This window comes from Phascolarctobacterium succinatutens (assembly GCF_023497905.1).
Classification (GTDB): domain Bacteria; phylum Bacillota; class Negativicutes; order Acidaminococcales; family Acidaminococcaceae; genus Phascolarctobacterium_A; species Phascolarctobacterium_A succinatutens.
The window spans coordinates 2,165,419-2,191,370 of the sequence record NZ_CP097284.1 but is presented as its reverse complement, the minus strand read 5'-3'; the positions used below and the strand labels follow the sequence as shown (position 1 = coordinate 2,191,370).

Below are 25,952 nucleotides of genomic sequence, written 5' to 3'. Positions count from 1 at the left end.
GTTTTTAGAAAAAAACGAAAGAACTTATACTTTTATTCCTAATCACTTATAAAAATAATCTATTGGAGTTATATGTGTTTTGCATATGCTGTCATTGGTTTTATGAAAAATTTAATTTTAAAAACTAAAAAAGTACTCAGAAATATTGCTGTATAGTATAATAAAGGCAGAGAGAAGTAAAGGAGAACCCTATATGGACATAGAATATTACCGCAATTTTATTGCCATAGTTGAAGCCGGCAGTATTTCTGCCGCAGCTAAGCAGATAGCGATTGCCCAGCCGGCGCTGAGTAATCAGCTTAAGGTGCTGCAGAAGCGTTTTGGTACGCAGCTGCTGCATGTGCGCCGTGGCGGTCACAGCATTGAGCTTACGGATGCAGGCTGTATTTTATATAACAAGGCTAAGTATATCTGCTCGGCAGAAAACAGCGCTCTGAAGGAGATAGTTGACTGTCAGGCAGGCTTTAGCGGTACGCTGCGCATCAGTCTGTCACCTTCGATGTCAATAAACTTTATTAAAAACTTTTTGAGTGATTTTTACAGAGAGTTTCCGCATATTAATTATGAGCTGTATGAGGTGCCGATTGACGAACAAACCCAGCAGCTTTTGGAGGGGAAAACAGAAATAGGCATTGCCAATGCACCCCTAAAGCAGTCTAAACGCTTTGAAACGCTGTTCAGCCGTAAAGAGCGTCTGGTTGCGCTTTTTCATAAGGATAGCCCGTATCTGAAAAATGATAAGCCTAATATCCTGCTGGATGATTTGGAGGACATTCCGTTATGTCTTTCGCGTGGCTGTTCTGAGCTGTTTTTTTCTGTGTGCTCGGATTCACACATTTTCCCGCAGGTTATGAGTATTAATACTACTAAGCTTTCGGCCATAGCTTGGGCAGAAAAAAATACCGGTGTGGCAATTGTACCGGCACCGGCTGTAGAATTGTTTCCAGCGAATCTGGTCCGCAAGGAAATCAAGGATGAGCGCTTGTTTCTGGAGATGACACTGTCTATAGTTAAGGGCAGAGAGCTGTCGCAGGTTGCGCAGACCTTTATTAATTATTATATGCAGAATAAATAAAAATACGCCTTAGGCTGTTGATGCCTAGGGCGTATTTGTTTGCCTTCTTACTTTATTTTTTTCTTCGGGCGGTATTCTGAAATAAACAGGCCGGTCATTGTCAGGATGGTACCGAGTGCTACCAGCAGAGTGATTTTTTCCTGCAGGACAATCGCCGAGGTAATGACGGTGATGACGGGCACCATATAAATATAAACGCTGGCCTTTACTGCGCCCAACTCCCTAACTGCCAAATTCCAGGTGACAAAGCAGAGAGCAGAAGCGCCCAGTCCCAGAAAGACGATATTGAAAAGATAGGTAGTATTGGCGAAGCGTGCCAGGTTCAGTTCAAAATCCAGAAAACCGAGCGCCGGCACCATAAAGAGAATGCCGTAGAAAAATGTTCTGCGTGTGGCGAGGATAACAGGATAACCGTAGCTGCTGATTTTTTTCGTCAGCAGAGCATAAAACGCCCACACGACAGCGGCGGAAATCGCCAGCAAATCACCCAGCGGATTGAGCTGCATGGCTGCACCATTGAAGCTGATGCAGGCAATACCGCTCATCACGATAAAAAAGCCGATGATGAACTGCTTGCTTAAACTGCCGGCAGAACGCATAAAATAATGCGCCAGCAGCGCGGTAAAGAAAGGCGCTGTGCTGCCGATTACGCCAACGTTGGAGGCTTGTGTATAGGTCAAGGCGATGTTTTCCAAAAGGTAGTAGAGGCAGATGCCGCAAAGGCCTGCGGCCATAAAAACAGGCTCCTGCTTTTTATCTGTTTTCAGCATTTGGGGATAGGCCAGCCAAAGGGCGAAAAAGGCCATAATAAAGCGGAAAAAAAGGATTTCCAACGGCTGAAAGCCGGTAAGTAAAACCTTTGTAGAAATAAAGGTTGTGCCCCAGGTAGCAATTGTAATGAGGGCAGCAATGTGCCCGATGTAGCGGGTGTTTTGCATTTGCTTGGGAATCTCCGTTCTTTTTGGTGCGCAGTAGAACGCACTCTATGATTTTAGCAGACTAAAATCCTGCTATTAACAAACTATCCCCTCTGCCGGCATGACAGAAGGGATAGGCTTTAAATTATTATTTTGTGTGCTTGTCTTGGGCAGCCTGCTTGTTGGGGGCTGCCGCAGCATATTTCGTCAGGGCAACCTTCGTGATGTGGAAGTCGCCTACGGTATCAGGGCCGTCGATGCAGCCGTTGGGGCAGGCCATGCCTTCGATATAGCTGCAGTCGAGCTTGCCTGCGGCAGCAGCCTTAACCGTATCACGGCATTTGTCCAGTCCGGAGCAGTATTGTGCGTTATGCACCTCACCGCCCATAGCGGCAACCGTATCCTGCACGGCAGCACTTACTCCGGCAGTCAGCGGGAAGCTCAGACCGAGCTTGGAGGCATCACGCTCATACGCAGCATCGCCGCTCATTTCCGCAAATTTGATATCCTTGCCCTCCAGCATGCACATAATCTCTTCAAAGGAAAGCACGTAGTTGATGGTTTCGCGGTGCTCGCGTGCTTCCACCTTTTTGGCAATGCAGGGACCGATGAACACGGTAACGGCATAAGGATATTTTTCCTTTATCAGCTCAGCGCAGGTGAGCATGGGGGAGGGAGTGTCGGAAATTTTATCCGCAGCCTCCGGCACCTGCGTTTTAATCAGCTTAACGAAGGCAGGGCAGCAGGAGCTGGTCATAAAGCCCTGCTTGGCAGGAACCTTATCCAGATATTCCTCTGCTTCTTTAACGCTGGTGATATCGGCGCCGATTCCAACCTCTACGACTTCAGCGAAGCCTGCTTTTTGAAGTGCCTCGTAAATTTGCGCCATAGTAATCTTCAAACCGTATTGGCCTACGATAGAAGGTGCCACAAGGGCGATAACCTGCTTGCCCTGCTGGATTTCACGGATAACGCGGATGATATTGCTGCGCTCGTCGATAGCACCGAAGGGGCAGGCGTTGCGGCAGGCACCGCAGGAAACACATTTTTCGTAGTCAATTACAGCCTTACGGTTTTCACCGATGCTGATGGCACCGATGGCGCAGGCACGCACGCAGGGACGATGGATTTCGATAATCGCACCGTAGGGGCACATCTGCTTGCAGCGTCCGCATTCGATACATTTCGTTTTATCGATAAAGGCACGGTCCTGAATAATGCTGATAGCCTTTTTCGGGCAGTTATTCATGCATTTGTGGGTGATGCAGTGACGGCACATATCGGTAACGTAATAAGCATCAATCGGGCATTGGTCGCAGGCTGCGGGGAGCACGTCGATAATCGGCAAATCGGTGCGCTCAGGCTCGTTCAGCGTCAGCTTGGCAGCCTCGATGATATTGCTGGAGCACTCCTGCCCCAACGCCATATCAATACGGTTTTTCAGTACGGCTCTTTCTTTATAAACACAGCAGCGGTAGCGCGGAGTATCCTCGCGTACCTCCTGCAGAATATCGTAGACGTGGTCAGGCAACTCGTTATTCCAGGTGTAGCGGGATAAATGCTCCAGCACCATGCGGCGCAGCTGCGCAACAGCGGTTAATTCCATAGCGGTTCCTCCTTGGCAATTAGTTATATTGCGTTTTGCATTGCATACTCTATACTGTACAATTCTTTACAGAACGCAAAAATCCTGCTGAAGAGTATACGTAACGGTTTTAATAATGTTAAATTTGGTATTTTTCTAAACAGTTATATAGATGCATCTGTCAAAAAATCTCTGATATTTTTATGGATAATACCATTACGGCTCATATCGAATTCGTCGAGTGAAAGCACATATTTCGGATAATTATCGGTAATTTCATTGTAAAAACCGAACTCACGTTGAATAGTTTCTTCTGCAGCCAATAAGTACGTAACTTGAATATAAATTTTTTTATCCTGTTTTTCACAGATAAAATCAATTTCTTTGGTATCTAACTTGCCGATGCTCACCTTATAACCACGGCGTAAAAGCTCCAGATAAACAATATTTTCCAAAATGAGATTGATATCCTTCATGTTGCCGCCGAAGACTGCTTCGCGGATGCCATGGTCAGCGACATAATATTTTTCGTTGATAGCAAGCAGCTTTTTACCTTGTATATCCTGACGTTTTACCTGATAAAACAGAAAAGCATCGGTGCAGGCTTTAACGTAGTTGATAATGGTTTCTGTTGCCATACTGCGTCCTTCGCTTTTCAAATATTTAGAAAGCACATTTGCAGAAAAAATGGTACCGATATTTGCAGTTATGTAGGTAAGTATGCGTTCAAGCATGTCAACATCACGTATATTGTTGCGGCGTACAATATCTTTCAGTTCTACTGATGTATATACATCCTGTAAATATTGTTTGCAGGCAGCTTCGTTATATTGCAGGGCTGCCAAATATGGCATTCCTCCGAAGTGCAGGTATTTCTTGAAGCAGTCTGCTTCACTTGTATTAGGCTGTATAGTATTATATAGCTCAATAAATTCAGAAAATGAAAAAGGATAAATAACAAATTCTACATAGCGTCCTGCTAAATAAGTGGCTAATTCACCGGATAGGAGCTTGGCATTGGAACCGGTGATATAAATATCACAATTAAGCTCTATACGTAAGGAATTAATACATTTTTCCCAATCTTTTACCTCTTGGATTTCATCAAAGAAAAGATAAATTTTTCCTGTTAAAGCTTGGGTTTGGCTTATTATTTCATCATGAAGAGCCTGGGCATTGCAAAGCCTGGCAAAGCTCATATTTTCAAAATTATAGGAAATAAGCTGTTGGGGAGTAACTCCTTGTTGTAACAGCTCTTGTTTTATAAGATCTAACATAACAGATTTACCGCAACGTCGGATACCTGTAAGTACTTTTACTAAATCACTGTTAATGAATGGGCGGATTTTTTTCATGTAAGATTCTCTTTTAATCATGTAAATCACCTCACTATCTATATAATATATCAGTTATATCTTAAATTCAAGACGAAAATCAAATTTCTATCAGATATAACTGAAATTTTTCATGATTTTAGATTTTTATCAGTTATATCTGATAAAAATTCTTGCTGTTGTAGTCGAAAATAAGCATACTTTTTTAGTATACGCAGAAAAAAATAAAAAAATTTCCTCTTACCCCCTTTACAAATTCAAATCCTAGTATTATAATAAGCGCATAAAGCAACAACGTGGTTGTTGGATCGAAAGGTCTAAACTTCGTGGTTGCTTTTTCTTTTATATCAGCGGTGAGAATTATCTTCTTACCCATGATAAGTGCAACGAAGCACCGTAGCAGCGCAAGGCGCAGCTGACGGTGCTTTCTTATTTACAGAGCCAGAGAGAAGAAAATCTGTAAAGCACAAAAAACTGTATTTCAAATGAGGGGTTTACTCTTCGTAAACCCAAGGAAATTCTCAGAGAGAAATTAGGGAGGTTTTACAATGAATGATGTACCGAAACTGTTTGGCAGCTTAGTTTTTAACGAAAGCGTTATGAAGGACCGTCTGCCGACTGCAACCTATAAGGCATATAAGGCAGCAGTGCTGGCAGGCACTCCGCTGAATTTGGAAATTGCTAATATCATCGCCAATGCTATGAAGGACTGGGCTCTGGAGCATGGTTGCACTCATTTCACCCATTGGTTCCAACCAATGACCGGTATTACTGCTGAAAAGCATGAAAGCTTCATTTCTCCTACTGCTGAAGGCCGTGTTATTATGGACTTCTCCGGCAAAGAGCTGATTCAGGGCGAACCTGATGCTTCCAGCTTCCCGTCCGGCGGCCTGCGTGCAACCTTTGAAGCTCGCGGCTATACAGCATGGGACCCGACCTCCTATGCATTTATCAAAGATAACTGCCTGTGCATTCCTACAGCCTTCTGCTCCTACACCGGCGAAGTGCTGGATAAAAAGACTCCGCTGCTGCGTTCCATGAATGCAGCCAGCAAAGCAGCCTGCAAGCTGCTGAAGCTGTTCGGCATTGATACCATCCGCGTCAACAGTACTGTTGGTCCGGAACAGGAATATTTCCTCGTAGATAAAAAAATGTGGGAAAAACGTAAAGACCTGGTTTACACCGGCCGAACCCTTTTCGGTGCGAAATCTCCGCGTGGGCAGGAGCTGGACGACCACTACTTCGGCATTATCAAACAAAGAGTTCTTTCCTTCATGAAGGATTTGGACGATGAGCTGTGGAAGCTTGGCGTACTCGCCAAGACCGAGCATAACGAAGTTGCTCCGGCACAGCACGAGCTGGCACCTATCTTCACAACTACCAACGTAGCCTCTGACCATAACCAACTGATGATGGAGTTCATGAAACGTGTTGCTCTGCGTCATGGCCTTGTTTGCCTGCTGCATGAAAAACCCTTCGACGGTGTAAACGGCAGCGGTAAGCATAACAACTGGTCCTTATCTACGGAAGAAGGCTTGAACCTGCTGGATCCCGGCAAGGAGCCGTACAAAAACCTGCGCTTCTTGACTTTCCTGGCAGCAATCATCAAAGCTGTTGATGAATATCAGGATCTGCTGCGTGTATCTGTTGCCAGTGCCGGCAATGACCATCGTCTGGGCGCTAACGAAGCTCCTCCGGCTATCGTTTCCATGTTCCTTGGCACTGAGCTGACTGCAGTTCTCGAAGCTATTGCAGCAGACAAGGTTTACAACGGCAACCCGGAAAGCTACATCAAGGTAAGCGACGATACCATTCCTGCTTTGGTTAAGGATAACACCGACAGAAACAGAACCTCTCCGTTCGCCTTCACCGGCAATAAATTTGAATTCCGTATGCTGGGCAGCATGTTCTCCATCGCCGGCCCCAACATCGTATTGAACACCATCGTTGCCGAAGAGCTGGATGAATTTGCCGATAAGCTGGCAGATGCTCCTGACCTGGAAGCAGCAGTATATGATTTGGTTAAAGAAACCTACAAGGCTCATAAACGCATTGTCTTCAACGGTAACGGTTATACTGACGAATGGGTTGAGGAAGCTGCCAAACGTGGCCTGCTGAACCTTAAATCTACTCCGGAGGCTCTGCCGTATCTGGGGCATGCAAAGAACATCGAGCTGTTCGAAAAACATAATATCTTCACTAAAGCCGAAGTTGAATCTCGTGTAGAAATCCTGCTGGAGAACTACAGCACCACGATTTCTATCGAAGCAGCAACCATGCTGGATATGTTCCATAAGGACATCCTCCCGGCAGTTACCGCTTACACCGAAGATCTGACCAAAGCAGTACTGGATAAAAAGGCTGCCGGCGTCAGCGCAGGCTTTGAAGGCGCACTTGCTGATAAGCTGAGCAAGCTGGGCGGCGAAATGTATGCATCCTCCCTGAAGCTGGAAGATGGCTTGAAGGAAGCAGCAGAAATCGGCGACAGCGAGAAACAGGCTCTGTACTATCACGATACCGTTCTTGAAGAAATGGGCAAGCTGAGAAGTGCTGTTGATGCTGCCGAAGCTTTGACCGGTGGTAAGTATCTCGACTATCCGACTTATGGAGAGTTGCTGTTCGGCGTAAACGAGTAAGCGGAGGCTACCTTCTCGACAGCCTTGAGTAAGGTGTAATAATAAAAAATAAAATAATATATAAATAAAACTCATACACAATGGGGTGTATCCGAAAAATCGGGTACGCCCCTCTTTCTTTAGCTAATGCCATGTGAGCGCTGCTCAATGACGCGTTAAAAAATATTATAATTTGAGGGGTGTTTACAAATGGACAAATATGTATCTGTCGATACTATATGGGTGCTGATAGGTGCCTTCCTGGTATTCTCTATGCAGCCGGGCTTTGCAATGGTTGAAACAGGCTTTACCAGAGCTAAAAATGCCGGCAACATCGTCATGAAGAACGTCATGGATATGTGCCTCGGTTCCATCGTTTTCTGGGTTCTGGGCTTTGGCCTGATGTTTGGTACCGATATCGGCGGCTTTATCGGAGCGCCGGACTTCTTCGTTAAAGGCGATTATGGTGCCAGCTATCCGAGCACAGCCTACTTTATCTTCCAGACGATGTTCTGTGCTACTGCAGCAACCATTGTTTCCGGTGCTATGGCAGAACGTACCAACTTCTTGGTATATTGCATTTACAGCGTATTAATCAGTGCTGTTATTTATCCGATCAGCGGTCACTGGATTTGGGGTGGCGGCTGGCTCGCACAGATGGGCTTCCATGATTTCGCCGGTTCTACTGCCGTTCATATGGTAGGCGGCGTTGCTTCTCTCGTCGGTGCAAAGATGATTGGCGCGCGTATCGGCAAATACAATACCGACGGTACGGTAAACGCTATTCCCGGTCACAGCATTCCGCTTGGTGCCTTGGGTGTTTTCCTTCTCTGGTTCGGCTGGTTCGGTTTCAACGGTGCTTCTACCGTTTGTGCAACCGGTGATGATGTTCTGGTTTCCATGGGTGCTATCTTCATTACCACTAACATGGCTGCAGCAGCTGCTGCTACCGCAACTATGATTTACACCTGGATTCGTTACGGCAAGCCTGATGTTTCTATGACTCTGAACGGCGTGCTTGCTGGTCTGGTAGCAATTACCGCAGGCTGCGATATGGTAAGCCCGGCCGGCGCTTTAATCATCGGCCTGATTGCCGGTGTGCTGGTAGTCGCTGCTGTTGAATTCTTCGACCAGAAGCTGAAGATTGATGATCCTGTTGGTGCAATTTCTGTTCACGGTATCTGTGGTGCCTTCGGTACTATCGCAACCGGTCTCTTCGCTCTTGACGGCGGCCTCTTCTATGGCGGCGGTACTGATTTTCTGGTAAAACAAATTATCGGTGTTGTTACTGTAGCAATCTATGTTGCGGTTACCATGACGATTATCTTTAAAATTCTTGATAAGCTCTTCGGCCTGCGTGTTAAGGAATCCGAAGAAATCAAAGGTCTGGATATGGAAGAGCACGGTCTGCTCAGCAGCTATGCCGACTTTATGCAAACTTCGCTGGAGGCACAGACTTCTGTTACTACTACCTATGTTACTCCGGTCAAAGAAACTGCAGCTAAGCCTGCAGGCGCAGTAAAGATGAGCAAGGTTGTTATTATCACCTCGCAAAATCGTTTCGAAGCATTGAAGAGTGCTTTAGATAAGCTGGGAATTACCGGCATGACTGTTACTAAGGTTCTGGGCTACGGCATCCAGAAGGGGTCCACAGAAATGTATCGTGGTGCTGAGGTTGCTGCTCACCTGCTGCCGAAGGTAAAGGTTGAAATGATTGTTTCCGCAATTCCTGTTGCAGCAGTAGTCAATGTTGCTAAGCAGGTTTTGTATACCGGCAAATACGGCGATGGCAAAATCTTCATCTATGATGTTGAGGATGTTGTTAAGATTCGTACCGGTGAAACAGGCTATGATGCTCTGCAGGATTATCCTATTGAGGAAAAATAATTTGCTTCTCCCTAATCAAACTCCCTAATAAAACAGGAAGGCGCTCGGTGTCTTGCGTAATGCAGGCTAAGAGCGCTTTTCTGTGTGTTGTGGGGAGAATGCTTTTATAATATTATTATGGCGAAAAACTTGCAAAGCTGCATTGTTTAGGCCAAAATAAGATTGAATCGTATTTTAGTCGGATTGGAGTGAATGCTATGAATAAAAACGTTGCTTTATATAACGAGATGATAGCTTTTTTTGCCGGAGATGCACGCCGCTGCCAGCATTTTATCAAGGTTGCCAGCCTAGCCAAGCAGCTGGCTGAGAGCGAGGCTGCGGATGCAGAGCTGACAGAGCTTGTGGAGGCGGCCGGTCTTGTGCATGACTGCGGTATTAAACCCGGCGAGGCCAAGTACGGTGCCGGTCACTGCACAGGCAAAATTCAGGAGCAGGAAGGACCTGCGGTAGCACGCGAGCTTTTGCAAAAGGTTGGCTATGCCCCTGAAAAAATTGAACGCATCTGCTATCTTGTCGGTCATCACCATACGTATAATATCATTGACGGTCTTGATTATCAGTTGCTTGTGGAAGCTGATTTTATAGTAAATTTTTATGAGGACGGTACGCCGAAGGAGAATATTGCCAAGGCTGTGGAGCGTATTTTTAAAACTGAGAGCGGAACGAAGTTGGTTAAGACTATGTTCGGACTTTGATATAAAATGCTGTGGCTTGCCGGTCACAGCATTTTTCTTGCTATTTTGCCTCATGCTTGCTAAAATAAACAAGATTAGGTTATTTTTTGGAGGGATAAGATATGAAGGAAATTTATGATTTAGCAGAGCAGTACCATAACGATGGCAATAACTGCGTAGAATCCGTTGTTAAGGCGTGTAACGACGGATTAGAGCTGGGCCTGCCGGATGTAGCAATCCGCATGGTGTCCGGCATGGGCGGCGGTATCGGCCGCAGCGGCTGCGTGTGCGGTGCGCTGAGCAGCTCCTGCCTGGTTATCAGCTCTAGCGTTGGCAGATTGGATCCGTCCGAAAAGCATCAGACAGAGGTCTATAAATATACACATGAGTTTCATGAGCGCTTTACCAAACATTTCGGTGCTTCTTGCTGCAGAGCACTGAACCGCCTGAGCTTCGGTACGCCGGAATACAGAACTAAATGCATTAAGATTACTGCCGAAGCGGCAGATATGGTATCCGATTATCTGCAGGAAAAGGGCCTGGTAAAATAAGCATTGGCTGCGAAGCTGACAGAAGGACTGATGGAGGTCAGGCTGATGGAAAAAACTGAGTTGAAGAACATTGTAATTTTAGCAACCGGCGGCACTATTGCCGGCAAGGCTTCCTCCGGCACCCAGATGACAGGCTATACTGCCGGTGCCTACAGCGTTGCCGATTTGCTGGCAGGTGTGCCTGAACTGGGCGAGCTGGCGCATATCAGCGGCGAGCAGCTGTGCAACATCGACAGCAGCAGTCTTACCGATGCTTTACTGCTGCGCCTGGCGCAGCGCTGCAATGAGCTGCTGGCGCAGGAGGATGTAGACGGCGTTGTTATTACCCATGGTACCGATACTATGGAGGAAACAGCCTTCTTCCTGAACCTGACGGTGAAGAGCGCTAAGCCGGTGGTTCTCGTAGGCGCAATGCGTCCTGCCACCGCAGTCAGTGCCGACGGACCTTTGAATATCATCAACGCTGTTAAGGTTGCTGTAGACGCTGCAAGCGCCGGGCAGGGCGTGCTGGTGATGATGAACGATGAAATCTACAGTGGTCGTGATGTTACTAAGACCAACACAGCAAATGTGGCGACGTTTAAGGCACTGAACGGCGGTCCCTTAGGTTTCATCGTCGGCGGTGAGGTGCATTACTACTACCGCAGCATGCGTCTGCACACACTGCAGAGCGAGTTTGATGTAACCGGTGTTACTGCTTTGCCGCGCGTGGATATCATCTACACGCATATCGGTGAGGACCGCGTGTTTGTGGATGCGGCACTGGCGGCAGGCGCACGTGGCCTTATTTACGCCGGCAGCGGCATGGGCAGCATTCATGAGGCGGTGGAGGCGGCGCTGGCGGAGGCTGTCAGCCGCGGCGTTGTGGTTGTGCGTTCCAGCCGCACAGGCAGCGGTATTGTTACCGCAGGTCTGGAGCGTTGGCAGGAGCAGGGCTTCCTGTATGCGGATAACCTTAATCCGCAAAAGGCACGCCTTTTGCTGCAATTAGCACTTTTGCGGACGCAGGAGCGCAGCGAGGTGCAGGGTGTTTTCAGCCGTTATTAAAAGATAAACAGCATGTAAAGCAAAAAAGCTATCAGCGGGCAAAGCCCGGTGATAGCTTTTTTATGCGCTTTAAAATTTTACCATCTTCTGTAACCGTTATGGTGCTTGGCACGCTCTGCCTGACGGGCAGCGCGCTCTGCTTCGTAAGCCTCGCGGGCAGCGAAGAAATCCTCCAGCTTCCAGCCGCGGTTAAACATTTCAATCAGCAGCTTACCGGTGTTGTTGGCATCGTCAAAGGCGGTGTGCCAAAGGCCGGCGGTGTTGACCTCCTGCTCCTCGGTAGCCTTTTTCAGACCGGTGGTGTAGTCATCACCCTTCCAGAGGCGGTAGGCCAGCGCCAGATCAAGATAGTCCTCGTATTTTACGGGGTTTTCGATTTTATGACGCTCGCAGCCTGTCTGCAGTACCTTGTAATCCTCGGTTCCCCAGGCTACAAAGTAGGTTTCGCCGCTTTCATACAGCGCTGCCAGCTCCTGCACCATGGCAGGAAATTCAATGGCCTGCTGCATATCCTTGGCGGTTATCATGCAAAAATCCATAGAATCCTTAGCCTGCTTAGGATAAAAATGTGGTTTGACAAAGCTCTGGATGCGTCCGCAGTCGGTGAGCGGTTCGCCGTCCAGCTTCACTGCGCCGATTTCGATAATCTCGGAAAAGAAGCCGCGCGGACGGCCGACAGGGCGCTCGTAGGTAGTAAATTCAAAATCAACGACTAAAAATTTCTTCATAGCAATCCCTTCTTACGCTAAAGCATAGCCTGCTGCTCAGTGCTTTTTACCGCAGCATTTTTTATACTTCTTGCCGCTGCCGCAGGGACAGGGGTCGTTAGGATAAACCTTTTTCGCTTTGGCACCTACACGGGTATTTTGCTGAGCCGCCTGCTGTGCGTCGCGCAGCAGCTTGATGGTTTCGTTGGGAGTGTGGCCGCCGAGGCAGAACATGCGGGTAGCATTGTTGCGGGCGTTCTGCAGCAGTACGGAAAGTCTGCCGAGGTGACTGTAATTGTTCCAGGCAGGGATGTTAGCCTGCAGCTTCTGAATCAGCTCAGAGGTATTACCGTCGGTGTTGGAGTTTTCGAATTCATAAATGTACTGGCACCAGTAATGTGCATCCAGTGCAGCAACATTCAGCTCCTGAGTAAAGAAGTCATGCAGATCCTGATATGCGGTGGTAGATTGCATATAACCGTAGTGGGAAAGCATGGTGATTTCCTTTACGGTAGGCTTATACAGGCCGAAGGGCTTTCTGCCCTGTTCCAGTCTGGTGTAGAAATCATCGCTGTCATTTTTCTTGAGCAGGATGCGGCCGTCTTTAATTGCGCAGGGGTTAAAGTTGCTCGGAACCTCGGCAAGTAATTGCGGCAGAGTTTCCGGAGTAAGCTCAAAGCCTGCTTTTTGATTATACATTTCGCAGAAAAATTCTACCGGCAGGATCAGGTGCAGGCTGGACATTGCGGTGATGCAGTCCAAAAGCCATGCCAGCTGTTGGCGGCGAGCCTGGAAATCTGCGGTGTTGATTTTTTTGTAGACGGTGCGTGCTTCCTTTACTGCTTCAAAGCAGTAATCTGGATAGGAAACAATGTAGCCCATAGAAATAAAGGGCAGCAGCAGTGCATATTCACTGTAGGTAGGATGGAAGCATTTTTTCTCCAAGGCTGCTTCGAAGGCCTGAATATTTTCGTCCGGCATAATAGCAAAACGTTTTGCTGCAATTTCCGGCTTTTGCATTTCTGTGCAGATTTTTTCTGCCAGCTCGTCCTTTTTGAGCTTGCTGTAGGTGATGCAGAGCTGACGCGCTGCAAAAATTAATTTATCCTTAGTGAAGGCTTTTAAGTAATCCAACAATACAGGTTTACGGGATGATTGATTCTTGGTTTTGGTTGTACTTGCAGACATATTGATAGAAAATCTCCTTCTTTGTAATCTTACGTATCTCTTAATTATAAATAAAAACAGGAAATATAGCAAGTGAGGAAATTTAATATGCAGTTTATTATACGCTTTTCGGCGGTTAAATTTATTTTTCAGGCTCTGCTTGCTGACGGCGCATAGCAGGAATCAGGAAAAAGGCACAGTAAATAAAGGAAAGCAGCACGATTGCGCCGCCACCGAGACCGATATAAGCGATGGAAGCATGCGTACAGATAAGTCCGCCCAGATAGCTGCCGCTGCCGATACCCAGATTATAAATGCCGGAATAAATCGACATAGCCACAGCGGAGGTGCTCATAGTAGTTGTGCGCAAAAGCTCTGCCTGGCCTACAACGTTGAAGGCTGTAACGAAAATGCCCCAGACTGCGCAGAGCAGCACCAGAAGATAATGATTGATGCTTACGGGGTAGAGCAGCAGCAAAACAACTGCTACGCCAAGGACGGTGATGCGGAAGAAGTGATAGCGGCATTTATCATACCATTTGGAAAAGGCTGCGCTGCCCAAAAGTCCGGCTGCACCGAAAATAACCAGGGTGATGGTTATCCAGGCTTCATCCATCAGCGCAATCTGCTTCAGATAAGGCTCAATATAGCTGTAGGCGGTGTAATAGCCTGTGGGGAGTAAAAAGGACATCATATAGAGGCCGATGAGCACAGGATTTTTCAGCATTACCGGCAGCTGCGAAAGCGTAAACGGTTCGCTTTTTTCCAGCTTGGGGAAGACGAAGAACATGTAGGCCAATACGATGAAGGCCAAAACGGCAATGCACATAAAGGCCATGCGCCAGCCTACGTAAAGGCCGATGATGCGTCCTAAGGGCAGGCCGACGATGATGGCGATAGCGGTACCGGTTACAATCATACTCATAGCCAGTGCTTTGAAGGGACCTTTAACCAGACGCACGGCGATAGGTGAGGCGACCGACCAGAAAATGGAGTGGGCGAAGGCTACGCCGATACGCGAAAGCAGCAGCGTCCAAAAGCCGGTGGCAAAGGCAGAGGCTACATGCGATACGGCGAACAGGCTGATAGTGGCCAGCAAAAGCTTGCGCAGCGGATAGCGGGAAGCGGCAATCATCAGCGGCAGGCTCATGAGCATTACGACGTAGGCATAAATGGTAATCAGCATACCGGCCTGCGCTTCCGTCATGCGGAAGTCTGCGGCGATATCGGACAAAAGGCCTATGGGCATAAATTCCGATGTGTTAAAAATAAAGGCGGAAACTGTCATGCCGATTAACGGCAGCCATTCGCGGGTAGTGATTTTGTTTTCCATATATATAAAGCACCTGACTTTCATTCTATAAAATTGCGCTGAATATTATAGCACAGCATATTTGTGTGCTACAAGTAAAAAAATTGTAAATTATTTGTTGCGGGATGGTGCGGAGGTTTTCTTTGAAAAGGGCTGTCGTTAAGGAGCAAAAACAGTAAAGGCGTTCTACTTAAGTACGGTAGAACGCCTTTAATTATAATATTAATTTTAGTTTATAGTTATTGCTCAGCTTGCAACGCTTCAACTTGTTCAAACGGGAGAGAAGTAGCCTTGGCGATATCCTATACAGAAATGTCCATGCTGAAAAGACGCTTAGCAGCAATGTTGGCATTTGCTTCGCCCTCAGCAATGCCTTCACGCCTTTCATCTAATAAACGTGCTTCCATAAGCATAAATTCTCGCCTTACTTTTGTATCTAATTTGAGATAGCTGATTTCATCGTCAATTTGCATTACCCTGTTCAAAGAAGTCAAAAACGCAGATAAAAATGATACCTAATTTTCTCGTTTTATTTTAACACAGATGCAATAAAAAATACATAAGCAGTGCAAAAACAAAAAATAATAGTACTCTGACGATAAAAAATATTGTGAATATTATATCTAGATTAACGATTTAATTCTATTAACTTGACATAAAAGACATGAAATATTATAATTTATAAAATTATTCCACTAATAAAAATCGAGAGGCAATCATTATAACATGTATATTAAGGAAAAATATAATAAAATGAATAAAAATATCCAAAGCAAAAAAACAAAAATACAATGCTGCTTTAGCAATGGCTGTTTTGATGACCTTGGGTGGTTTCACCTTTGGCACCAATCCGACCTTTGCGGAAACTAATGATAAGCCTGTATGGGTTGGCTCATACAATGCCGGAGCATATAAAGATGGCATTTTTGTAAGCAATGCTGATACCACGGATAATTTAGTTCATATCGGGGCTGATGTTCAGACCAAAGTTGTCAATGTTACTGATTCTGTTACTAGCAACAATAAAGCAGTATATGTAGGAGCGTATGATAAATTAGTTGCCAATGAAGGTGTAAATATTTCAAATATTAATTCCCATGACACTACAAGTACTGGTGAAAAACATGGACTGTATGTATTTGGCGCTACAGTAGAAGCTCCGACTATTCGTGTAGATAATTTGACCACTGATTCTACCGAGGCTTTAGCAGGTTTGGTGGCAGGTACAGATGTGGGTTATGGCATGAATAAGGAAACTTTAAAAGCAGACTCTATCTATGTAGGCAATGTCAAATCTGATACAAGTAAATATGTATACGGTAGTTTGCTTCAAGGTGCTTTATGGCAAAGCTTTCATGAAGGGCAGGATAATAATCTCACAATAGAAAATATTACCGGTGGTGCAGATAATGCTATAGTCGGTGGTATTGAAGTACAGTTTGCAAATAGTACCATGTCGGATTGCTCTTATGATATTACAGGTGATACTGTAATCAGCAACATTAATTCCACTCAGGGCTCGGCTTATGGTATTATGGCTAAGGGTTCTTCTACTGGCTCTGAAGCTGCTTACATGCATTTAAATAACTTGAAAATCTCCGATATCCATGGTAAGGATTTATCTGTTGGTATATGCGGACATGTCGGTGATATTATTGTTGATAATGCGGATATTAATATGACCGGCAAAGATGGTTATAATGGTCTTTATGCTGAGCCGGTGGCCGATGCGGAAAATGCAGCGGTTAATAGCTTTGCCATCAGTGGCTCACTGGTGGGTAATATTAAATTGGATAATGCTGAAGGTAGCTACAATATTCAAGGTGATATTCTGGCAGACAGATTTAATCTTGATAAACAGGTTGAAGTAGCTATTAAGCAGCTTGAGGACCCTAAAACACTGGAACAACTCAAAGAACAACTTAAAGAAGGTCATCCTGATTGGACGGATGAGCAGGTTGACGATTTCATTAATAACCAAGTTGCAGATTTAGTTAATACGTTGAAAAATTCCGGACACATCAATTTAGGTGGCAAGCTTGCTCTTTACGGCGATGTATATGCAAAATGCGGTGGCAATGTAAACATCAATCTGACTAAGGACAGCATTTTTGAGGGACAGGCTGATAACTATGCTGATTGTGATACATTTTGTTCTATAGTATGGCGTAAGGCTGACCTTGATGGTCTTAATAAATCTGACCTTTATAAATTATTTGGCTTTGATTCGATGCAGGAACAACTCGAGATGCAGGGACTGCCTATAGTTGGTGCCGGTAAAATCGATATTTCTATGAAAGATGATTCCATTTGGAAAGCGCATGGCAAGAGCTTTGTTGATACGCTGAATTTTAAAGACGGTGGTCTTGTTGATATGCACGCAGAGGATGGTTCTTCTATTACTGCAGGTAAAGTAACTGGTAACGGTACCTTTATCATGAATCTCAGCAATAATGCAGATAAGTCTGATATGCTTTATGTTAAGGACTTCAGTGAGGCTGGTGTGCAGACTATTCAGGCTAACCTTAAGGATGGGTTAAAAGCTGAAGACTTAAAGGGTATGCGTTTTGCAACAACCGGCGGTGACGATTATAAACGTAATCCTAACGAAAAATTCAAGGTTGTGCTCTATAAAAATCAAGGTGTTAATGACGTAACCTATAAAGTCAGCAACGAAGCATTTAACGTTAAAAACGAAAAATTTGATCCTGAAGCAACTGAAACCAACGAAAAATTCAATGGCGGTAAGGATGGTACTGGCACTTATAAGCCGGGCAATGACTATATTACCGCTATCTTCTCCGGTAAAGAATATACTCGTCAAGTACCAGATTATGAAAAAAGCATGCTTGCTCAATTAAAGGGTGATAATCCATATGATGATGATAATAATGTTCGTCCTGAATACATGAAGACAGAAATCATCGAAAATCCTATTAAGGAAGGCACCAATTGGTATCTCGACACTGCTGTTAATAATACCAGCAACAGCGGCAATATTATCAAAAATGCAGCTGCTCTTGATTACGCCAATGCTGTAACTACAGATACTCTGAACAAGCGTCTTGGTGAAGCACGTTATTCTAATGAAGGTGACGGCATGTGGGCACGTGTACGCCATGATCGTTTCGGCAAAACAAACCGCTACGAAGGTAAAAACACCATGACCGAGCTTGGCTACGACTGGAAGCGTTGCGACACAAGCTATGGCAAGCATATGCAGGGTGCAGCTGTGAACTACACAACCGGCAGTGCTGATTATAAAGGCGTCACCGGCGAAAGCAGTACTAAGCGTTATGGTCTTTCCTTCTATGATACCCAACTGAGAGAAACAGGTCATTATCTTGATACCGTTGCTAAATTCGGTCGCGTTTCTAACAAATTCACTCTTGAACAGGAAGACGAAAATAATGTAAACGCTGATTACCATAACAATTATTATGCTTTGAGCTTTGAATATGGTCGCAAAAACCCGTTGGAAAACAACTGGTATGTTGAACCTCAGGCTCAGCTGCAGTACACTTATCTTGCTTCTACCGATTATCGCACCAGCCAAAGTACTGATGTACAGCTTTCCGGTACTGACAGCTTAATCGGCCGTGTAGGCTTCCGCATCGGCAGAGAGCTTGATGATAAGACTGCCTTCTATGTTGACGCTAATGCTTACCATGAATTTCTGGGTAATCAGGATATTCTTGCCAGCGATAGGACCGGCATTATGAATGCTACTACCCATAACGATGGCATCTGGTATGAAGCAGGCGTTGGCATTTCCGGTAAATTGAATAAAAACACTAATGGTTTCGTTCAATTTACTAAAGGCTTTGGCTCTGATGTTGAACACACCTGGAGCTTTGAAGGCGGCCTGAACTTTACGTTCTAATCTGCTGGTTTGCAAAATGACTTAATACTTTGTTCATTTTGTTCATTATATTTATTTTGTTTGTTGTTTTTTAAAAGCCTATGCTTTACTGCTTGCGGTAAGGAGTAGGCCTTTTTTTTGCAGAATATATAAGAACGTTAGCTTTTTTTGTCTAGAGCATAGCAACAGATAATATGCTAAATTTTTCTGAAACAAAAGGAGTTCTGCCAACGTGAGGCAGAACTCCTTTAAATCTTTTTATGCTTCTTTTACTTCGCTGTCGCCAGCATCAGCTTAATACGGTTTTCCTGATTGACGCGGGCAGCGCTGGCATCGTAGTCCAGTGCCAAAATATTGGCTTCTTCGGCAATCTCCTTGATTTTGTTAATCATGCCGCGGCCGGCGATGTGATTAGGCAGGCAGCCGAAGGGCTGAGCACAGATAATATTGGTGTAGCCGCTATGCACCAGCTCCAGCATTTCGGCAGTCAGTAGCCAGCCTTCGCCCATATTGTTGCCGTAGCCGATAACACCCTTGGCCATAGCCTTAGTTTCCTCATAGGTGGCGGGGGCGCTGAAGGGAGCGATACTGAGAGCCTGATGCAGAATGCCTTCCATATATTTCAAATACCACATAGCGCTTTTGTTGACACTGTATTTGATAAAGCTGCCGCCGTAAAGCTTGTAATCCGTAAGATAAGTATCAACACAGTACATGATGAAATTCATCAGACCGGGCAGCATATATTCGCAGTTCTGACGTTGCAGGAAAGCTTCCAGATTGTTGTTGCCCAATGCGGCATATTTGATGTAGATTTCACCGACAATACCGACCTTGATTTTTTCCTTGTTGGTGATAGGCAAATCCGCAAATTCGTGCGCAATAGCCTTAGTAAGCTGCTTGATAGTGCCCAAGGCCTGCGCCTTGCCGCTCTTGAAGGCTTCACTCAAGCGTGCCAGCCATTTTTGCGCCAGTCTGTCGGCAGCGCCGTGTACAACCTCATAGGGACGTGTTTTATTCGTCAGGTACATCAGGGTATCGCCGTAAACAACGGCAGCCAAGAACTTATGCACCATGGATGCATCCAGATGGAAGCCTGGCTGCTGCTCCAAACCATTGACATTGAGGCTGATAACAGGAATATGGGTAAGTCCTGCTTTTTCCAAAGCCTTGCGCAGCAGATAGATATAGTTGGATGCACGGCAGCCGCCACCTGTTTGGGTGATAATCAGCGCAGTGTGCTCCAAGTCGTATTTACCGCTTTCCAGAGCGTTTATCAGCTGGCCGATAACTAGCAGTGCCGGATAGCAGATATCATTATTGACGTATTTCAGACCGGTTTCGATTACTTCGCGTCCTGTGTTGTGCAGAACCTCGGCTTTGTAGCCGCAGCTTACGAGTGCTGCCTGCAGCAGTGAAAAATGCATAGGCAGCATGCCGGGTATAAGTATAGTATGCGTTTTTTTCATATCCTCCGTGAAGGGGGTAAACTTAACGTTAGCTGCTGGTAGCATATGCAAATCTCCTTTAATTATTATCTATATCGAAAAGCTGGGCTGCGGAGAACAGACTGCGGATGCGGATTTTGGCAGCACCAAGGTTGTCGATATCGTCTATTTTTATTTGTGTATAGATGCGTCCGCGTTCTTCGAGGAGGCGGCGGCATTCATCGGCCGTAATCGCATCGCAGCCGCAGCCGAAGCTTACAAGCTGAATCAGATGCATATCAGGATTTTGGGCAACATATTCGGCTGCCGCATACAGGCGGCCGTGATAGGTCCATTGGTTGAGCACCTGCAAATCGCGGTTGAGTTCCTTGGTCTTAATATGACTGCTTACGGCATCCTCACTGACGAGGGCAGCGCCCATGTTGGTAATCAGGCGGTCGATACTGTGGTTGACCTTGGGGTCGATGTGATAGGGACGGCCTGCCAGTACAACGATAGGCTTATGCTCTTCGCGTGCCTTGGTGATGATTTCCTGTCCTTTAGCCTTTACTTGTGCTTCATAGTCATAAAAGGCAGTGAAGGCAGCATCAACAGCCTTGCGGATTTCCTCCTTGGTGATATCCGGGTAGGCCTTGGAAAACATTTCCTGCAGTTTTTTGACCAGCTTCTTTTTATGGAGCAGGCCAAGATAATCATAGAAGAAATGTATCTCAGGCTTATTCAAATCACGGATATTGGCGTGCAGCACTTCGGGATAATAGGCTACAACAGGGCAATTATAGCAGTTTTCCGTGCCCTGTTCATCTATATTGTAGGTCATGCAGGGATAGAAGATATTGGTGATTCCCTGCTGCAGGAGCCATTTGATATGGCCGTGCATCAGCTTGGCCGGATAGCAGACGGTGTCGCTGGGGATGGTTCCCTGACCAAGACGGTAAATAGTTTTGTCTTCAATCGGACTGTGTACAACCTTGAAGCCCAGGCTGGAGAGTAAGGCATTCCAGAAAGGGAGCAGCTCATACATATTCAGGCCCATAGGTATACCCATAATGCCGCGTTTAGGCGTTTCATTAACCGGCAATTCCTTGAGCAGCTGCAGCTTCTGACGGTACAGGTTCAGCTCATCCTTGGGGGCCATGTGGGTGATGGGGCGCTCGCAGCGGTTGCCGCTGATAAAGCGTTTGCCGCCGGCAAAGGTGTTGACGGTGAGGTGGCAATGGTTATTGCACAGGCCGCAGGTCATGCCCTTTACGGTGTGAACGAATTCACCCAGCTGCTGCAGGTTGAGCAGCGTTGTCTGATGCGGTGCGTCCTTGTAGCGGCGCTGTGCGTATAGGGCGGCGCCGTAGGCTCCCATAAGGCCTGCAATGTTGGGGCGGATAACGTTCAAATCCATTTCCTGCTCAAAGGCGCGCAGTATGCAGTCATTGAGGAAGGTGCCTCCCTGAACGACGATGTGTTTGCCGATGGTCTCCTTGCTGGCCGGGCGGATAACCTTATACAAAGCGTTTTTGACAATACTGATGGACAGGCCGGCGCTGATGTTGGCAACAGAGGCACCGTCCTTCTGTGCCTGCTTAACGCTGCTGTTCATAAACACGGTGCAGCGGCTGCCTAAATCTACAGGCATATCTGCTTTAAGGCCGATTTGTGCGAACTGCTCGGCTGTGTAGCCCAGAATTTCGGCGAAGGTCTGCAAAAAGCTGCCGCAGCCGCTGGAGCAGGCTTCGTTCAGAAAGATATTGTCGATGGCACCGTTATGGATTTTCAGGCACTTCATATCCTGACCGCCGATATCAAGAATGAAATCTACCTCCGGCTCCAGATATTGGGCAGCATAAAAGTGCGCCATGGTTTCTACGATACCATAGTCAACACCAAAGCCGTGGCGAATCAGCTCCTCGCCGTAGCCGGTGACTGCACCTGCCAGCAGGCGGCAGTTGGGATATTTTGTATAGAAATCAGTAAGATAATTGCGGACGGCAACAACAGGATTACCCTTATTGCTTTGATAGAAGGAATCAAGCAATTTGCCGTCAGGACTCATAACAGCGATTTTAATAGTCGTACTGCCGGAATCGATACCGATAAAGGCTTCCCCAGCCTCCGCAGGGGTACCTATAGCGACACTTTCTTTAGAGTGACGCATCTTGAAAACGGTATATTCACCTTCGTTTTTAAAAAGCGGCGGCAGATGCTCAAAGCTGTGCTGTGCTGCTGTCTGCAGTTTTTCTGGCAGCGTGGTAAGATCCACATCATGCTCGGCGCAGAAGGCTGCACCCATTGCTACATAAAGCAGGCTGTTTTCCGGGCAGACGCCTTTGATATTCAGAACACTGTCAAAGGCATCACGCAGACAGCTCATAAAGGTGAGCGGTCCGCCAAGATACAGCACATTACCGCTGATGGGACGGCCTTTGGCAAGACCGGTGATGGCCTGGCTTGCTACAGCATGGAAGATGCTGGCTGCCAGATCGCTTTTTTCCGCACCCTGGTTGAGCAGCGGCTGGATATCGCTCTTGGCGAAAACGCCGCAGCGGCTGGCGATGGTGTAGGTGTTATGTGCCTGCTGTGCCAGCTCGTTCATTTGGGGTGTTTCTACATTCAGCAGGGAAGCCATCTGGTCGATAAAAGCACCGGTGCCTCCGGCGCAGCTGTCGTTCATACGTGCGTCAAAATGGCGGCCTAAGAAGAGGATTTTGGCATCCTCGCCACCTAATTCGATAACGGCGTCGGTTCCGGGATTGAGCTTTTCAGCGCAGATTTTTTCCGCAAAAACCTCCTGCACGAATTGCAGTCCGCAGCTGTCTGCTACACCGATACCGCCGCTGCCGCTGATGGCCAGACGTGCGCTATGCAGTGTAGGGAATTTAGTCATCAATTCTTTATGTAGGGCCAGAATTTTCTCTGCAATCTGGCTGTAATGTCTTTCGTATTTATGGAATAGCAGATTGCCTGCATCGTCCAGTACGGCGATTTTAATTGTTGTACTGCCAATATCCAATCCTATCTGCATAGTAACCTCCTGCGAATATGACGTTCAGAGCCATGTCTGAAGCATGTTCACATTCTTTTTTTATAATCTGAATCTAAGCTGATAAATACTCATCTTATATTGTAATACTTTACCTGTAATTAGTAAAAGGTGTCATCAATAATTAAAGTAAAAAAAGTGCGAAACGCTGCAGCGTTTCGTCGTTTTGCAGCGGAGAAATGTTGTGCTCAATATATATAATATAGTTTACAAACTTATATATTATAAAAATCTCTGCTGCAATAGGTATAATAAAAAACCGTAAAGCCGATTATGGCTCTACGCGTAACCAAAAAGGACTGCGCTAAGACTGTAGCAGTCGGAAACGCAGTCCTTGCTTACTTAAATTATAGCAAAGATTTTGTGAAAAAGCTGTGATTTTATAAGTACAGCAAAATAGGTATGTAAGAATAAGACTATGGTGATTATATGGTCGTTTTAGGTAAGCAGGGTTTGCAGTATTTCGAGTAAATTTACTCAAGTACGATTTACTAAAGTATACTTGAGTAAATTCATAAGCGCATATGAGAAAGTGCGGATTAATTATGTACGTACTCTGTTAGCTTAGCAATGCTTTTACGCAAAAGAAAAGCATACAGACTATGTTGAGCGGTAGTCTGTATGCTTGCTGTTGCTTTATAAGTTTTAGAATGTTCCCTGCACCAGCTGGGCAATGTTTTTGGAATGATCGGATACACGCTTCATATTAATCAGCAGCTCCATCATAACGAAGCCTGCAGTAGGATTGCAGATATGTTCGTTAAGGCGCGTGATGTGATTCTTGCGGATTTCCTTCTGATATTGCTTAACCTCACGGCACAGACGCACAGCATCCTCCGCAATAACCTTATCATTTTTCTCCAGTGCTTCCAATGAACGTCCGGAGGCACGCAGTACCATTTCGCTGAGCTGCAGCAGCTCGGCCTTAGCCTCGTCAGAGAAAACCACGTCATCCTCAACAAGCTTGCGTGCGCGTTTAGCCAATGTTTCACCATGGTCACCGATACGTTCGATATCCGTGCAGGCGTGCAAAAGACCGGTGTGGCGTGTCGTCAGGCTTTCGCTCATTTCAGAGGAGCTCATCTGCGTCAGATAGTCGGTAATATCTCGCTCCAACGCATCGACAACAGGCTCGTGCTCCAGAACATATTTTACCTTGTCGGCATCAAAGCTTTGAATAGCCTCCATGCCCAGGCGCACGTCCTTGCGTGCCAGCTCGCCCATACGCACAACCTCTTTGACAGCAAGGCTGATAGCGATAGAGGGAGTGTTCAGCATGTTTTTGTCAAGATAAACAGGGCGCATGGAAATGATTTCTGCCTTGCCCGGCACAATCTTTTCTACCAGCTTGATGAAAGGGTTGACAAAGGGCATAAAGAGCAGCGTGTTCAAAATGTTGAACGCCGAGTGCGCATTCGCAATCTGACGCGCAATGTCGCCGTCAGGCGATACGAGCAGCACGAATTTAATGAAGAACGGCATCAAGATTACGAAAATTATACTGCCGATAACGTTGAACATTACGTGAGCTGCAGCTACACGCTTAGCCGTAAGGTTAGCACGAAGCGAAGCGAGTACGGCAGTAATACAGGTACCGATATTGTCGCCGAGCAGTACAGGAATCGCACCCTCCAACGGAATAAGTCCCTGACCGGCCATAGCGATAAGAATACCGATGGTAGCACTGCTGGACTGAATCAGTACAGTCATAATCATACCGATGCCGATGCCCAGCAACGGATTGCTGGAGAAAACCTCGATGAAATGCACAAAGCCGGAATAGTTACGCAGAGGCATAACAGCTTTGCCCATCATATCCATGCCCAGCATCAGAATACCGAAGCCCAGCATAACCTGGCCAAGATATTTTGTGCGGCTTTTTTTCGCCAGCAGCTGCATCAAAAAGCCGATGAAGATTAAAATCGTGATATAGTTGGAAAGCTTGAAGGCGATGAGCTGTGCCGTCATAGTAGTACCGATGTTGGCACCCATGATAATGCCGAAGCCCTGCTTCAGCGTGAGCAGACCTGCATTTACCAGGCCTACGGTCATAACGGTGGTAGCACCGCTGGCCTGCAGCACAGCAGTAACAACTGCGCCCAACAGAATGCCCATAGCGAGCACGCCTGTCATGGCCTCCAAAATCTTTTGCAGCTTAGCGCCGGCAGCCTTTTGCAGACCGTCACCCATCAGCTGCATACCATACATAAACAAGGCGATACCGCCTAAAAATGCCAAGAAATAAGCAAGCATAAAAAATAAGTCCCCTTTTTTAATTTGTATGCATCCATGATTGCTGTAAAACAGCGTATACCTATACCTATTATACTAGAAATTTTATGATGTTAAAAGTGCGTAAGGAACTTTACATAAATTTTACATTAATCAAAATGCTTCCGAAACAAAAAAATACACCGCACATTTCGCACGGTGCGGTGTATTTTAAGGAGAGGTGTATGATGAAAAGATATGTTTAGGAGAGTTGCTTTATAAGAGTCATGGCTTCATCTACCGAAAGCGTGCTGCCGACAGCAACTAACTTTTCGTCGATGACTAAAGCGGGGAAGGCCATCACTCCATAGGCCACTACCTTTTGGAATTCGGAAACTTTTTCAAACTCAGCCTTAACCTTGAGCTTCTTTAAAGCAATAGCGGTATTCTGCAGCAGCAGCTCTGCCTGCTTAGTCATGGGGCCAAGAATTTTAACGTGCATTGAAATCACCTTTCTTTGCTTGCC

General features: G+C 46.1%; 17 protein-coding genes. 7 read left to right on the top strand and 10 right to left on the bottom strand.

Annotated elements, in window-relative coordinates; genetic code table 11:
• Positions 1-193 precede the first annotated feature (193 nt).
• The gene (locus tag M5E81_RS10550) at positions 194-1,075 is read left to right on the top strand and encodes a LysR family transcriptional regulator (RefSeq protein WP_249747473.1); all 882 of its coding nucleotides are present in this window, start codon (positions 194-196) and stop codon (positions 1,073-1,075) included.
• 47 nt (positions 1,076-1,122) lie between these two features.
• On the opposite strand, the gene M5E81_RS10545 is transcribed toward M5E81_RS10550, so the two are convergent.
• The 3 genes from M5E81_RS10545 to M5E81_RS10535 all read right to left on the bottom strand — a co-directional run bounded on the left by M5E81_RS10545 (position 1,123) and on the right by M5E81_RS10535 (position 4,953).
• A complete protein-coding gene (locus tag M5E81_RS10545; protein WP_009145675.1) occupies positions 1,123-2,013 on the bottom strand; it encodes a DMT family transporter in 891 nt (296 codons plus the stop codon).
• Between the two features lie 127 nt (positions 2,014-2,140).
• Positions 2,141-3,598 (bottom strand): monomeric [FeFe] hydrogenase, encoded by a 1,458-nt coding sequence (locus tag M5E81_RS10540; RefSeq protein ID WP_249747472.1) that lies wholly within the window; start codon positions 3,596-3,598, stop codon positions 2,141-2,143.
• 143 nt (positions 3,599-3,741) lie between these two features.
• On the bottom strand, positions 3,742-4,953 hold the full coding sequence (locus M5E81_RS10535) for an ATP-binding protein (protein ID WP_249747471.1): 1,212 nt from the start codon (positions 4,951-4,953) through the stop codon (positions 3,742-3,744).
• Positions 4,954-5,459: 506 nt separating this feature from the next.
• Here M5E81_RS10535 and M5E81_RS10530 point away from each other — a divergent pair.
• The 5 genes from M5E81_RS10530 to M5E81_RS10505 all read left to right on the top strand — a co-directional run bounded on the left by M5E81_RS10530 (position 5,460) and on the right by M5E81_RS10505 (position 11,685).
• On the top strand, positions 5,460-7,547 hold the full coding sequence (locus M5E81_RS10530) for a glutamine synthetase III family protein (RefSeq protein ID WP_009145670.1): 2,088 nt from the start codon (positions 5,460-5,462) through the stop codon (positions 7,545-7,547).
• A 189-nt stretch (positions 7,548-7,736) separates the two neighbouring features.
• Positions 7,737-9,413, top strand: a complete 1,677-nt coding sequence (locus tag M5E81_RS11330; RefSeq protein WP_009145669.1) for an ammonium transporter — start codon at positions 7,737-7,739, stop codon at positions 9,411-9,413.
• 197 nt (positions 9,414-9,610) lie between these two features.
• Complete coding sequence (locus M5E81_RS10515; RefSeq protein WP_249747470.1) at positions 9,611-10,108, top strand: HD domain-containing protein; 498 nt, start codon at positions 9,611-9,613, stop codon at positions 10,106-10,108.
• 101 nt (positions 10,109-10,209) lie between these two features.
• The gene (locus M5E81_RS10510; protein ID WP_249747469.1) at positions 10,210-10,638 is read left to right on the top strand and encodes a C-GCAxxG-C-C family (seleno)protein; all 429 of its coding nucleotides are present in this window, start codon (positions 10,210-10,212) and stop codon (positions 10,636-10,638) included.
• A 3-nt stretch (positions 10,639-10,641) separates the two neighbouring features.
• Positions 10,642-11,685 carry a type II asparaginase gene (locus M5E81_RS10505; RefSeq protein WP_272881130.1) on the top strand — a complete coding sequence of 348 codons (1,044 nt, stop codon included), beginning with the start codon at positions 10,642-10,644 and terminating at the stop codon, positions 11,683-11,685.
• Positions 11,686-11,762: 77 nt separating this feature from the next.
• Here M5E81_RS10505 and M5E81_RS10500 read toward each other — a convergent pair whose 3' ends face one another.
• The 3 genes from M5E81_RS10500 to M5E81_RS10490 all read right to left on the bottom strand — a co-directional run bounded on the left by M5E81_RS10500 (position 11,763) and on the right by M5E81_RS10490 (position 14,892).
• Positions 11,763-12,413 carry a 3'-5' exonuclease gene (locus M5E81_RS10500; protein WP_021720410.1) on the bottom strand — a complete coding sequence of 217 codons (651 nt, stop codon included), beginning with the start codon at positions 12,411-12,413 and terminating at the stop codon, positions 11,763-11,765.
• A 36-nt stretch (positions 12,414-12,449) separates the two neighbouring features.
• Positions 12,450-13,580 (bottom strand): SEC-C metal-binding domain-containing protein, encoded by a 1,131-nt coding sequence (locus tag M5E81_RS10495; protein ID WP_249747467.1) that lies wholly within the window; start codon positions 13,578-13,580, stop codon positions 12,450-12,452.
• Between the two features lie 121 nt (positions 13,581-13,701).
• The gene (locus M5E81_RS10490; protein WP_249747466.1) at positions 13,702-14,892 is read right to left on the bottom strand and encodes an MFS transporter; all 1,191 of its coding nucleotides are present in this window, start codon (positions 14,890-14,892) and stop codon (positions 13,702-13,704) included.
• A 784-nt stretch (positions 14,893-15,676) separates the two neighbouring features.
• Between M5E81_RS10490 and M5E81_RS10485 the strand changes: the two genes are divergently transcribed.
• A complete protein-coding gene (locus tag M5E81_RS10485) occupies positions 15,677-18,754 on the top strand; it encodes an autotransporter outer membrane beta-barrel domain-containing protein (protein WP_249747465.1) in 3,078 nt (1,025 codons plus the stop codon).
• 248 nt (positions 18,755-19,002) lie between these two features.
• Here the strand turns inward: M5E81_RS10485 and M5E81_RS10480 are convergent, their stop codons facing one another.
• The 4 genes from M5E81_RS10480 to M5E81_RS10465 form a co-directional block, all read right to left on the bottom strand.
• Positions 19,003-20,247: a 2-hydroxyacyl-CoA dehydratase gene (locus M5E81_RS10480; RefSeq protein WP_249747464.1), complete on the bottom strand. Its 1,245-nt coding sequence runs from the start codon at positions 20,245-20,247 to the stop codon at positions 19,003-19,005.
• A gap of 13 nt (positions 20,248-20,260) precedes the next feature.
• A complete protein-coding gene (locus tag M5E81_RS10475; protein WP_249747463.1) occupies positions 20,261-23,197 on the bottom strand; it encodes an acyl-CoA dehydratase activase-related protein in 2,937 nt (978 codons plus the stop codon).
• A 663-nt stretch (positions 23,198-23,860) separates the two neighbouring features.
• Positions 23,861-25,468, bottom strand: coding sequence for a Na/Pi cotransporter family protein (locus M5E81_RS10470; RefSeq protein WP_249747462.1), 1,608 nt, complete (start codon positions 25,466-25,468; stop codon positions 23,861-23,863).
• A gap of 220 nt (positions 25,469-25,688) precedes the next feature.
• Positions 25,689-25,928 carry a thioredoxin family protein gene (locus M5E81_RS10465; protein ID WP_009146386.1) on the bottom strand — a complete coding sequence of 80 codons (240 nt, stop codon included), beginning with the start codon at positions 25,926-25,928 and terminating at the stop codon, positions 25,689-25,691.
• Positions 25,929-25,952 lie beyond the last annotated feature (24 nt).

Excerpts from the sequence above, each read along its gene's own strand:
- M5E81_RS10550 (WP_249747473.1), top strand. The coding sequence starts at position 194 with ATGGACATAGAATATTACCGCAATTTTATTGCCATAGTTGAAGCCGGC.
- M5E81_RS10545 (WP_009145675.1), bottom strand. The coding sequence starts at position 2,013 with ATGCAAAACACCCGCTACATCGGGCACATTGCTGCCCTCATTACAATT.
- M5E81_RS10540 (WP_249747472.1), bottom strand. The coding sequence starts at position 3,598 with ATGGAATTAACCGCTGTTGCGCAGCTGCGCCGCATGGTGCTGGAGCAT.
- M5E81_RS10535 (WP_249747471.1), bottom strand. The coding sequence starts at position 4,953 with ATGATTAAAAGAGAATCTTACATGAAAAAAATCCGCCCATTCATTAAC.
- M5E81_RS10530 (WP_009145670.1), top strand. The coding sequence starts at position 5,460 with ATGAATGATGTACCGAAACTGTTTGGCAGCTTAGTTTTTAACGAAAGC.
- M5E81_RS11330 (WP_009145669.1), top strand. The coding sequence starts at position 7,737 with ATGGACAAATATGTATCTGTCGATACTATATGGGTGCTGATAGGTGCC.
- M5E81_RS10515 (WP_249747470.1), top strand. The coding sequence starts at position 9,611 with ATGAATAAAAACGTTGCTTTATATAACGAGATGATAGCTTTTTTTGCC.
- M5E81_RS10510 (WP_249747469.1), top strand. The coding sequence starts at position 10,210 with ATGAAGGAAATTTATGATTTAGCAGAGCAGTACCATAACGATGGCAAT.
- M5E81_RS10500 (WP_021720410.1), bottom strand. The coding sequence starts at position 12,413 with ATGAAGAAATTTTTAGTCGTTGATTTTGAATTTACTACCTACGAGCGC.
- M5E81_RS10495 (WP_249747467.1), bottom strand. The coding sequence starts at position 13,580 with ATGTCTGCAAGTACAACCAAAACCAAGAATCAATCATCCCGTAAACCT.
- M5E81_RS10490 (WP_249747466.1), bottom strand. The coding sequence starts at position 14,892 with ATGGAAAACAAAATCACTACCCGCGAATGGCTGCCGTTAATCGGCATG.
- M5E81_RS10485 (WP_249747465.1), top strand. The coding sequence starts at position 15,677 with ATGGCTGTTTTGATGACCTTGGGTGGTTTCACCTTTGGCACCAATCCG.
- M5E81_RS10480 (WP_249747464.1), bottom strand. The coding sequence starts at position 20,247 with ATGCTACCAGCAGCTAACGTTAAGTTTACCCCCTTCACGGAGGATATG.
- M5E81_RS10475 (WP_249747463.1), bottom strand. The coding sequence starts at position 23,197 with ATGCAGATAGGATTGGATATTGGCAGTACAACAATTAAAATCGCCGTA.
- M5E81_RS10470 (WP_249747462.1), bottom strand. The coding sequence starts at position 25,468 with ATGCTTGCTTATTTCTTGGCATTTTTAGGCGGTATCGCCTTGTTTATG.
- M5E81_RS10465 (WP_009146386.1), bottom strand. The coding sequence starts at position 25,928 with ATGCACGTTAAAATTCTTGGCCCCATGACTAAGCAGGCAGAGCTGCTG.